At 32.0% G+C, this 10,956-nt stretch carries 8 protein-coding genes and 1 pseudogene; 6 read left to right on the forward strand and 3 right to left on the reverse strand.

Going from position 1 to position 10,956, the window contains the following annotated elements:
• Window positions 1-333: 333 nt before the first annotated feature.
• Together F8N00_RS11845 and F8N00_RS11850 are read left to right on the forward strand one after the other, a co-directional pair.
• Window positions 334-1,002 carry a DUF1643 domain-containing protein gene (locus tag F8N00_RS11845; protein ID WP_214749182.1) on the forward strand — a complete coding sequence of 223 codons (669 nt, stop codon included), beginning with the start codon at window positions 334-336 and terminating at the stop codon, window positions 1,000-1,002.
• Window positions 1,003-1,677: 675 nt separating this feature from the next.
• On the forward strand, window positions 1,678-2,781 hold the full coding sequence (locus F8N00_RS11850) for an Abi family protein (protein WP_214749179.1): 1,104 nt from the start codon (window positions 1,678-1,680) through the stop codon (window positions 2,779-2,781).
• A gap of 159 nt (window positions 2,782-2,940) precedes the next feature.
• Here F8N00_RS11850 and F8N00_RS11855 read toward each other — a convergent pair whose 3' ends face one another.
• A complete protein-coding gene (locus tag F8N00_RS11855; protein WP_214749176.1) occupies window positions 2,941-3,180 on the reverse strand; it encodes a DUF1883 domain-containing protein in 240 nt (79 codons plus the stop codon).
• A 234-nt stretch (window positions 3,181-3,414) separates the two neighbouring features.
• Window positions 3,415-3,777, reverse strand: coding sequence for a hypothetical protein (locus F8N00_RS11860; RefSeq protein WP_214775487.1), 363 nt, complete (start codon window positions 3,775-3,777; stop codon window positions 3,415-3,417).
• A gap of 1,551 nt (window positions 3,778-5,328) precedes the next feature.
• On the opposite strand from F8N00_RS11860, the gene F8N00_RS11865 reads away from it, so the two are divergent.
• From F8N00_RS11865 to F8N00_RS11880, 4 genes are all read left to right on the forward strand, one after another.
• On the forward strand, window positions 5,329-6,060 hold the full coding sequence (locus F8N00_RS11865) for a hypothetical protein (RefSeq protein ID WP_214749170.1): 732 nt from the start codon (window positions 5,329-5,331) through the stop codon (window positions 6,058-6,060).
• A gap of 117 nt (window positions 6,061-6,177) precedes the next feature.
• Window positions 6,178-6,570: a hypothetical protein gene (locus F8N00_RS11870; protein ID WP_055966292.1), complete on the forward strand. Its 393-nt coding sequence runs from the start codon at window positions 6,178-6,180 to the stop codon at window positions 6,568-6,570.
• Window positions 6,571-6,822: 252 nt separating this feature from the next.
• Window positions 6,823-8,715 carry a hypothetical protein gene (locus tag F8N00_RS11875; RefSeq protein ID WP_214775489.1) on the forward strand — a complete coding sequence of 631 codons (1,893 nt, stop codon included), beginning with the start codon at window positions 6,823-6,825 and terminating at the stop codon, window positions 8,713-8,715.
• Entirely contained in the window at window positions 8,712-9,614 is a 903-nt protein-coding gene (locus F8N00_RS11880) for an ATP-binding cassette domain-containing protein (protein WP_214749164.1), read from the forward strand. Before F8N00_RS11875 ends, F8N00_RS11880 begins: the two co-directional genes overlap by 4 nt.
• A gap of 694 nt (window positions 9,615-10,308) precedes the next feature.
• Here the strand turns inward: F8N00_RS11880 and F8N00_RS11885 are convergent.
• Window positions 10,309-10,956 (reverse strand): annotated as a pseudogene (locus F8N00_RS11885) (IS3 family transposase); the annotation flags it as partial.

The raw sequence follows: 10,956 nt of genomic DNA on the forward strand, positions 1-10,956 counted from the left end.
TGGGCTCGGAGATGTGTATAAGAGACAGATCTAATACCAATGGAGTTTCAAGACGAATTCGAGTATAGCTTAGATGTAACTGCTAATATTGTAATGCTTTGCTCAGTTTGTCATAAACGAATTCATCACGAAAGCATTACTCAAAGCAAAGAGATAATAAAAAAACTATATGATCAAAGAATTGGCAGAATGAAGCAATGCGGAATTTCCATACCGTTAAAAAAGCTTCTTTTGTATTATAGGTAATTTCAAAGGGATTATTTAATCAAAAAATTCTTAAGGCAACTGAAATATTAATATATTATGATAGTTCGTAATCAAAGGAGAAAAATGATGAATCGGCTGCTATTAGAGAGTTCTGTTCGATTATCTAATAATATGACAGAAGCTAAATTTTACGAAGAGTTACAAAAATGGATTCATGAACAAGGAAGTATATTTGAAATAGACTTGCAAAACAAGGATCAGGAGTTAAGCATTCAAAATGCGCAACATAAGGCTATTTTTAGTAAAGACGGGATAAAAAGATATAGTTTACATATTATGTGGAACACGAATGAGGAGTGTCAGAAAGTTACCGTAGTTATGATGAATCCTAGTCATGCTAATGAAAGATTCAGCGATCCAACAGTAACATTTATGACAAAATATGCGCAAAAGTATTTTAAGGCGGGTAGTCTTAAAATTGTCAATATAAGCCCAATTATCAATCCCGACTCTCAAGCTCTTAATGAAGATTACTTTATCAATGATACTATTAATGAGAAGGCAATAGAAGAAGCGATAGAGTGGGCTGATACTGTGTTTTTAGCTTGGGGCGATCTAGGTAGATATGGCGTTGAAGCAATGGGGAATAAATTCAGGAATTTACTGAGTTCAAATCATCAGAAGTTATATTGCTTTGCACAAAATCAAATGGGTCAGCCAAAACATCGAAATCAACGACCACCTTACCAACTAATTCATAAACTAATAAGAGTAAATCTAAATGCGATCTTTTAATTATTATGAGCTGTTTTCAAATGATTTTTTATCTTTGATAATATGGGGTCCCGTGAGTCTTTCATATATTTAATAAAGGAAACAAGCACCGTTTCTTTAATGTTACTCGAATGATCGGTAGATGTATTATTGATACTAGACCAAAATTACTTATCTTCTATATGTGAATATATATTAAAAAATTCCCCTTATCTTATAAAGAGGTATCATAGTCTATTCATGAAGAAGGTTGTACATTTTTTGTGCATAAGAATCTTATTTATTTATACAAACAGAAATTAATAAAGAATACAAAGGCATATAAAATAGCATAATTCAAATATCTAATCAAAAAATGATAAGATAAATTAAAGTATACATTTCGATGTCGAAAAATTAAGCTATTTTTTATTTTCTAGAAGTTTAATAATAGTGTATGCTAATAAAAGGTTAGTTTAAAATAGCTGATTTTATTATGATCTCATGAACAGCTTAAAATTTTATGTACTTAGAAATAGTGTGATTTTTAAATACACAATTTTTTGGAACGTAAAAAGTATCTAACAAATAAAACAGTTGATTTTTGATTGAATAAAAGTATAATAAAAGTAACAGCAGTCAACTAACGCCTCTTAACAATGCGAAACACAGTTGGCCTTTTTTTATGTCAAAATTCAAGGCGGAGTTTTTTTTAAGATGGATAATTCCAAAAAAATTAAATTTGTAGATGTTGAACAATTATTTTATACAGATGAGCTTTACGATGTAAGAGACATTGACAAAATTAATTTTTATTTTGATCAACCGCAAAAAACAAAGCTTCTTATGAAATCTCCTTATTCAATAGAAGAAATGATTGAAAAATTGAAAAAAGATAATATGTCTTTCACTTTGGAAGAAGAGAATGAATGTAAGGATTTTTTAAGAAAAGTAAATTATTACACGTTCAAATACTATTCAAATGATTTATTTGGTAAAGGCATTGAAAAAAGCTTTACTGCGGTGAAAGCAACTTATAGTTACGATCATTACTTACGAAGTTGGCTACACGACTTGATTTCTAGACTAGAAGTATTCTTGCGGTCTTCCATTATCGATATATTAGCTCAAAATTATCAATCAGATAATTTTCAACCTGCTCAATTTTATTTAGATGAAGATATTTATTTCGAGGAGAAAGGGAAACGTTCTAGAACTAAGAAGGAGAGAGTAATTAGAGTTAATAAATTATATGAAAATTTCTATAAAACGATCCAAGCTAATAAACAAAAGCATGAAGCGATTAAACACCATGAACAGAATTATGGTGCTACACCAGTCTGGTTATTGTTTGATTTAATGACTTTAGGTAGTCTTTCAACATTCTATAGCTTATTGATTCCTCAGTATAAAACTCTTGTGGCTCGAAAAATGACTACGAATGCCAAAGAAAATAGGCTATTAGGCGATTTATTAGCAAGCTGGATTGATTCATTAAGACACTTAAGAAATGTAGTGTCACACACAGGTAAAATTTACGGTACTAATTTCAATTTAATTCCGAAAGAGCATGAGAATGACAAATTGTACATAGAAGAATTGAGACGATTTCATTATGACAAAAGGTTAATAATTCATTTGCTATTCATGAGAAGACTCTTTATGGTGATGACTGATGAAGATCACACCATATGGAATGAGAAAATCGAAGAATTGTATTCAAAGTCTAAGGAAAGTGATTCTGTTTTACTTTCCAAAATCGGATTTGTTGATGGAACGAAAGCGAAATTACTTATTAATGAAATACCAGAAAAGTCATAGGATCAGGTACGATAAGAGAATTCGTTTAAACGGTTAACTTGTTTACTTTCTTATGAATATTACTTTTCGCTAACTTTGAATAAAAAAATCATAGAAGTAGGCAGTATTATTCGTTCGACTGTCTACTTCTATGAGAAAACCGTAGTTATAGATTATTTGTTAAAAGAACTGATAATAATACCTTGTATTTCCGTTGACGATTAAATACCACCGTCCAGCGCCTTGTACAGATATGGTTACTGGAGAACTTGTTTGGTGACCGCCAAAGTACTTAAAACGTCGGCCGCTTTTATAATGTTGATAATTGATGCTATCTACTAAAAATACATCTGCTGCATGTTGCAATTCTACTCTAACAGTTAATGTAGAGTCTGTATCCGCATAAGGAATTCGATCCATATTATCACCTCCTTTGAATGGTAATGAGCTTATTTTAATACTAATTCAGGATTAGAGGCTTTAAAGTGTGTTCTGATTTTAGTTTCATTTATAAAACTAAAAGGTACGATTTCTCGAGACTTTAATTGTTTCAAGTAGTGCGCTTCACGAAGTGGAACAAATGAAGTCAACTTCCAAATCTTTGATTCGTTGAAACCAATCGATCGAATGTTATGCATGAGGCGATCAATTGTATTAGGATCCTGCAGCCATATAACCTTTGCTTTGATACCATAAATTATTATCCTCATTTTTCTTCAGATTTTGACCACACATAGTAGCCGTATCAATTCGATCAATCATCGCAATGATATTACGAGTGCCAATCAACTTTCCTACTTTTCTTACAACTTCCAAATCTACATGTTCGCTATCAAAATTCATACAGATAGTGATATCTCCAGCAGCAGCAGCTTTAATCAACGTTCCTGGAACTTGTCCTACTTTCTCGCAAATATTATCAAGCGACCATTTTTGGATTTCTGAATCGTATAACTCATGTAGTCTGACTTTCTTTCCTTCTGATGTTCTCCACGTATGCATAAAATTTAATGGCATATCATTAAACAAATGATCTATAAGTATAGGTGTAGAATCTGTAAAGTGGTTTGCCTTTTTAGCGACCTTGATGATTTTCTCAATTAACTCTGAAGTATAGTAGGGTCATTTTTTTGAAAGTGTCCTAATTCAGGTTTAATACCATTCTTAATCAGTACTTCAACAATCTATTCAATCGTCGGATGATCTTCCGTAATTTGATCCTTTAAATAAGAATTGTTTGTCATCGCGTCGGGTGAAAGAACAGTATATAAAGCGAGTAAATGTATGAATCGTAAAAAGAGATGGGCAATGTATCTAGAAGGGTTGTTAACACTTTCACTCCGTGTCGTGCTTATGATCATAGCTAGTATAGGTATAGCACCTTGAGATGCACTGAATATCGCATTAGAGCGAAATATAGGAATGAGTATTGGTTTTTGAGTGTTCACAATAGGGAGTGAACTGATTTTTATCAATGGTCTAATTAAACAAGGTATATCTAATCTGTTAAGTTTTATACATATTTTCATTATTGGTTTGTTAGTAGATGGATTAAATATTCATATTACGAATGAGATTGATTCAGAGAATCGATCTACTAGCTGATTATTATTTTTTTATTGGGATATTGATAATAAGTTGTGGACTTGCTTTGTATATATGCTCTTCTTTACTTGCTGTTCTTAATGATGAATTTATGATTAAACTTAGCAAGCGAACAAGCTGGAAGCTGGCAATAAAAAAGACATGCGGAGAGTGTACAGCCTTTTGTATCGCGTTTTAAATGGATCAAGTGGTATCGAAACGTTATTCGTCCATTGTTTTTTTAGATATTTTAATTGATATAGTGTCTCGCATTTTTGATATGATTAAAATACCAAAATATTGACACAAGAAAGGGGTATAATGGCAAAAATAACAAAAATTGATTGATTAGCTATCGTATCACGATCCACTGTACCACGCGTACTAAATAATCATCTTTGTGTAACAGAGCAAAAAGAGAAGCTGTTTTAGAGGCCATTCGTTTGACCAATTACGATACAAACAAATTGATGGGCTAATGGTTGCTCCAACAGTGACTTCAGCATCAGTCTTGCTGGAAATCAGTAAATACGGTCCGATAGTATCATGTGAGTGGTCGAAAGGAGATCATTCTCAAATATACATTGATCATTCCGATGGAATTGAACTAGCCATGAATCACCTTTAGGAGAGTAGATATCAAAGCGTAGCGCTTTGTTTAAGAAATCCAGATAGCAGTGTTGGAAAAAGTCGTAAAAATGCATTTTATAAGTATATCCATTAGAGTAATTTTAGTCGGAAACGATTATGTGGCAGCAGGAATCATTCACCAAGCGAGACTGTTAAAAATAAAGATTCCAAAAAAATGTGCTGTGACAGATTTGATAATCAATTGATTACTGAAGCAATCGATATTACCACTATCGATCAGCCGATTCATCAATTAGGAGTGCAAGTAGTCAGAATGATAGATGGTTTAATTAATCGTCAAACAATCTACTTAAATGTGAACTTAAAAATACATGTGCAAGGAGAGCTGATTAAATGCGAAAACTGATTATATTCCATCAAAATAATTACAATCCAAAGACTAAAGAGAGATTTAAAACGAAAGAGTTTTTATTTAGTATTCTTTTATTATGTGGTTTTTTAGTGAGCATTCTTCTTATTCCACTATTATCTAATTATTTTGTACTTCTTGTCTCATGGATACTACCAGCTGGTTTTGCGATAGGAACATATCGTTACTTTAATTATTTAGAAAGAGAAACAGATTTTTTTGTAAATAAGAATGAGGAATACAAAATAGCATTAAAAAAACAGTTAAATGAAGAAAGTATAGTTAACAGTGCTCAACTTGATGTACTTATAAAAACATTAACTGAAGAGCGAGATGGAAATCAGAAACAGTTAGGTGTCGCTTTTCCATTCGTCGTTCTAGGCGTCACCTTAATTTCGACTCTTTCCAATAAGGGGCAAGTCACTAATGAAACATTAGCTTTATATTTTGTAATCTATTTTTTTGCAGCCTTAGTGATACATGCTATCTTAAAAATTTGTGAGCCATTTTTTAATTTGTATGCAGATCGTGTGGCTACATTGATTAGTTTTTTAAGGGAAATTCAAATCGAGTGGCTAAATGATCGTTCAAGAGAAACTGTCACTATTTTAGATCAAGAGGAAAGAAAAAATGATAAGAAACTTTCAGTTGAAATTGAATCTGCAATGACTAAAACTTCACCAGTAGATACTAAAGAAACGAATCCATTAGTTTAATGTAATAAAAAATTAAAAACGACATTTTAATCAGCAAGTTGTTATTATCGTATAAATTACCTCTTTTTAAGACATAAGACAACGTTCTTATAAAAACTAAAAGGAGGAAATAAACAAATGGTTAATTTGGCAGTTAGCAACAAAAAAACTGCACCTAAAATGTTAGCACTAGGTGCATTGGCAGTTTTACTAGCAACAACGAGTGTTTCAGCAGCAACATCTACAGCATCACTAAACTATACAGCAAGTGCTGAGGGCGGAAAAATTAATATTCACGATGGCTCGTCACGTATGACAGTAACTAATAGCGGTGGAGGACCATTCCAATTAATCGGATACGCTAAAAAAAGTATTGTAGTTTTACCTGATCCAACTGTTCATACTAGCTATGCTCGCCCTGTTACAGAGGTAAAATCATCATTTTCTCCAGCACCATCCACATATTACGCAGAAGCATGGGCAGAATATAGTTCTAAAGATATCCGCGGAACTGTAAAGATTACAGATTAATGATATAAGACCTTTCTAATAATTAGAAAGGTCTTATTATACTAATTTCATATAGAAGGTGTGAATAATTTGAAGAAAATCATAAATTCATTCGTATTTTATTCAAAGATTAATTACAAAAATCCATTATTTATCGTATCTTCACTTTTTGGCTTTATCTATCTATCAATAATGATCTATACATACACGTTGTCCGAGATCTCTAACCCCGGGAACTTTCTACAATTGTCGTCTTTCTTAATACAGGGGAGCATGCTAGTATTTGTTTTTTTAGGTTATCATGCTGCAATTACTGAAACAAAAGAAGATATTAATAACTTTTTTAGCTCGATACCTAATAGTATAAGTGTCAAAAGTATTTCAAATTATTTCTTTGTATTTGTAAATAACATCTTATTCTCAGTAGGATCTACACTGATAATATTGATGATATTCTATTTTTCAGGATACAGAGAATCAGAAATCTACGTTAACTCAATCAAATTTATTATGCTGTATTGGTTCTTCCCAAATTTAATTATTTCTTTAATTGGATTTTACATCGGACAAATTTCAAATAGTAAAATTAATTATTCCGTACTAATTTTAATATGGCTGGTCCTTTCTCCTACAAACGTTTATGTTTTAGAACCATTTTTTAATATACTCGGCATGAAAGAGATCCCTGCCTTTATTCATCTTGGAATTGATAATCCTCAAATGTCTTACAACGCATTAAGCGGGTTTTTATTTCCGCAAGGAGATCTAACAAATAAATACGTTTGGACGTTAATGCTGTTTCTATTGATAGCAATCAAATTATTTAATAATTCGTATTCGTTTTTTAAATTCCAAAAAAGTTTAGCACTAACGCTCATTATACCGGTGTTAGTAGTAGGATTTTCAAATTTTCAAAAAAATGAAAAAATTACACCTGAAAAATTTAACAAAAGAAATATCAACGAGTTGGATTACTATTACAACTATACTCCTGAAAAAGTAAACTCGTTAAAGAACTTTGATTACGACATTAAACAATACGATATTCAATTGAGCATTGAGAATCAGTTAAAAAGCGAAGTGAAGATTTACTTTAAAGACGAAGAAAAGGGTGAAAAAGTTTTTTCTTTATATCATCAATTTTCTGTATCTTCTATAAAAGATGAGGAGAGAAAAGTAGTTAGATTTAAGCAAGATAAGGACTTTTTAAAAATTTACTTAGATAGACCGACAAAGTCCATTGTTATTAATTATAAAGGTAGTTCATCTCCGTTTATGGAAGCTAAAGCATCACATGCATACTTACCATTTTATTTCTCGTGGTACCCTGTAAAATCAGTAAATCCTGCAATGAAAAGTGTTTACAATTCAAATACGCGATTATCAGTGTATGATACATCAAAAATAAAGTTCAATTTAAAATTGAATGGCAACGTTCAATTAATGGATAGTCTTGGAGAAAAAAACAATAATACGTATCAAATAACAAGTGATAGCGGGATAAACATTATTTATGGTGAGCTCAAAGACAAAACCATTAATAATTATCGTGTTGTGTACCCGATTACTTGGGAAAATAATATTGAGACTATAGCTAAATACATTGACAAATTAAGAGAAACATTTAATCTTATAAATCAAGTTTTTCATAAAAAAGCTTATAAATTTCCTGAAAATATTTATATTGTACCTGGAAGAGGCGCAAATGATGTTTTACCTACAGAAACTATGTGGTACCAAAAAAACAAAAATCTATTTATTTTAGTAAGTCCTTATGAACATCACAATAAATTAACTTTTGATATCATGAGCAAAGATATTTCATATCAACTCGTAGGTGCTATGACATGGAAAATACAAAATAACTATACCGAAAATGACAATATTCCAATCATATTTAATGTCTTAACAACAAATTACATTAATAAAATGCATAAAATAGCAAAAGAAGAGTATTCGGAAGGTGATTTTTGGATCAGTGAAGTATATGACAATGAATCTAAAAAAAATAAAAAATATATTGAAGAAATAATCAACTTTATTAGCACAAGTGATGATGACAAAGCTGCAAGATTATTAAGAAGATGGAACGATTTAATGAGGAACAAAGAACTTACATGGTATCAATTAAAAAATCAATTGATTAAATCAGGAGGTAACAAATGATTTATATTAAAAATATTTCAAAAATCAAAAATAAAAAAAGTATTTTAGATGATGTTTCACTAAATATTGAAGGAATATACGGGTTAATTGGACCAAACGGTGCTGGAAAAACAACATTGATGAGAGCTATTGCAGGCATTATTAGTGTTGATAATGGAACGATTGACTTAGAGCATTCAGATGATCTTAGTATAAAACCTAAGAAGATTAAAGACATTCGGAATCTGATTGGCTATCTTCCACAAGATTTTAATTTATACCCGAAAGCAACTGTACAAGATTGTTTAAATCATATTGCAATACTTAAAGGGTTAAAAAATAGTGATGAAAGAGCAAAGAGAATTGATTATGTACTTAAAAAAGTAAATTTACTTGAATCAAAAACTAAACAAGTTGGAAATTTATCTGGTGGAATGAGAAAAAGACTTGGGATTGCACAATTATTTTTAACTGATCCTCAAATTATCATAGTTGACGAGCCGACATCTGGATTAGATATTTACGAAAGAATACGTTTTAGAAACTTATTGAAGGAACTTTCTAGAGAAAAAACTGTAATTATTTCTTCGCATATTGTAGAAGATATTGAATTTTTATGTACAAAAGTAGGGATCATTAAAGAGGGGAAATTACTTGTTGAATCAACCCCCCAAGCGCTTGCTAGCTATGCGAAAGGGTTAGTTTGGGAAATGAAAATAAATCATGATAGTTTAAATGAAATATTAAATAAATATATGGTTATTGAAGTTGATGAGATCAATATAGATACAATAAAAGTGAAAATTATTTCTACAGAAAATCCAGGAGGCGCGGTAGCAGTAAATCCTCGTTTTGTAGATGGTTATGTATCTATTATTAAAGAGCTAGGTGGTGAACAGTTTAGTGAAATTTCAAATTAAAAGTATTGGCTTTAATTTTTATATTCCTATTATTATAGCTTTATCATTAATGATTTATCTTTTAGGTTTCTATAACTCTAAATTTGATGCACAGTTCTTTTTAGTTCTTCAGATCATTTTTGTTCCGTCAATTTCATTATGGTCGTCACTTTTAGTGTACAGTCTCTATCATGAAAATTCAGAAGAAATAATGATTCAACTACCAAGTCAAAAAATTGCTAAATATAATGCTTATTTTATAAGCCTATTTTCACTATTGATCATTATTTTAGTTACTATATTTTGTATTAAGAGCGAAAGTTTTTCTTTTATCAGCTTATTTTTATTATTATTTACTCAGTCCTTGATACTATCAATTACTTCATTTTTAAGTAGTATACTTTTTAAAAGTGTTGAGGTGTCTTTACTAATAGTAATTATGTACTGTGGATCAGAGGGGTTGACGGGTGGGAAATTAATTCCATGGCCACATATTTTTTATTTTGATACTCAATTTACCATCAAAATAATTATTATAAATTTATTTGTTACTTTGATCTATTTAAGTATATGCACATGGATTTCTATAAAATATTTGAGAACGATTGAAAGAAGAATTCCATTTATTTAAATAAGTATAAATCAAAAAATGAATTGTCCTTTTTAATGAACTGAGCCCCGTAAAATGGACAGTTTAATAAAAAGACCAAGTTTTCTACGCTGCGATCAGATGGTTCCGATATTGTTTCGGGGTCATCTTTTTTAGGTTCCATTGACCGCGCTCGCAGTTGTAATAGCTGATGTAGTCCCCGACTATCTCTCGGACCTCCTCGATTGATTCGCACGAACGGTTGGTGACATAGTCCTTCAAATGACCGAAGAACGATTCGATCGGTGCGTTGTCGAGACAGTTGCCCCGACGGGACATGGACTGAACCAGTCCGAGGTCGCCAATGAGTCGCTGGTAGCTCGGATGGGTGTAGTGAAAGCCTTGGTCCGAATGAATCATTGCCTCGGGATGTCGCTTCTCTTGGAGATGCTCTTCGAGCTTTTTCATCGTCTGAAAGACGAGGTCCATGTGAAGACTCGTGGACAATTGGTGTGCCACGATCCCGCGTGTGGCGACGTCCTTCACACAAGACAGATAGACGTTCTCGCCGGAGGCGATAGGGAGGTAGGTGATATCGGTCACGAATACTTTCCCGGGCTCGCTCTGCCGGGAACTCGCGGTTCAATCGGTTCGGCACGACGCGGTGCTCGTGCGTCGCCCGAGAGAGCTTGCGATAAGAGTTCATCCTCCGGATTTTGGTCACGGTGTTATATTTGCGCATCAGCCGAAGAATCCGTTTATGGTTGATCGGGA

Origin of the sequence: Exiguobacterium sp. A1_3_1 (genome assembly GCF_048985645.1) — a bacterium.
GTDB lineage: Bacteria > Bacillota > Bacilli > Exiguobacteriales > Exiguobacteriaceae > Exiguobacterium_A > Exiguobacterium_A indicum.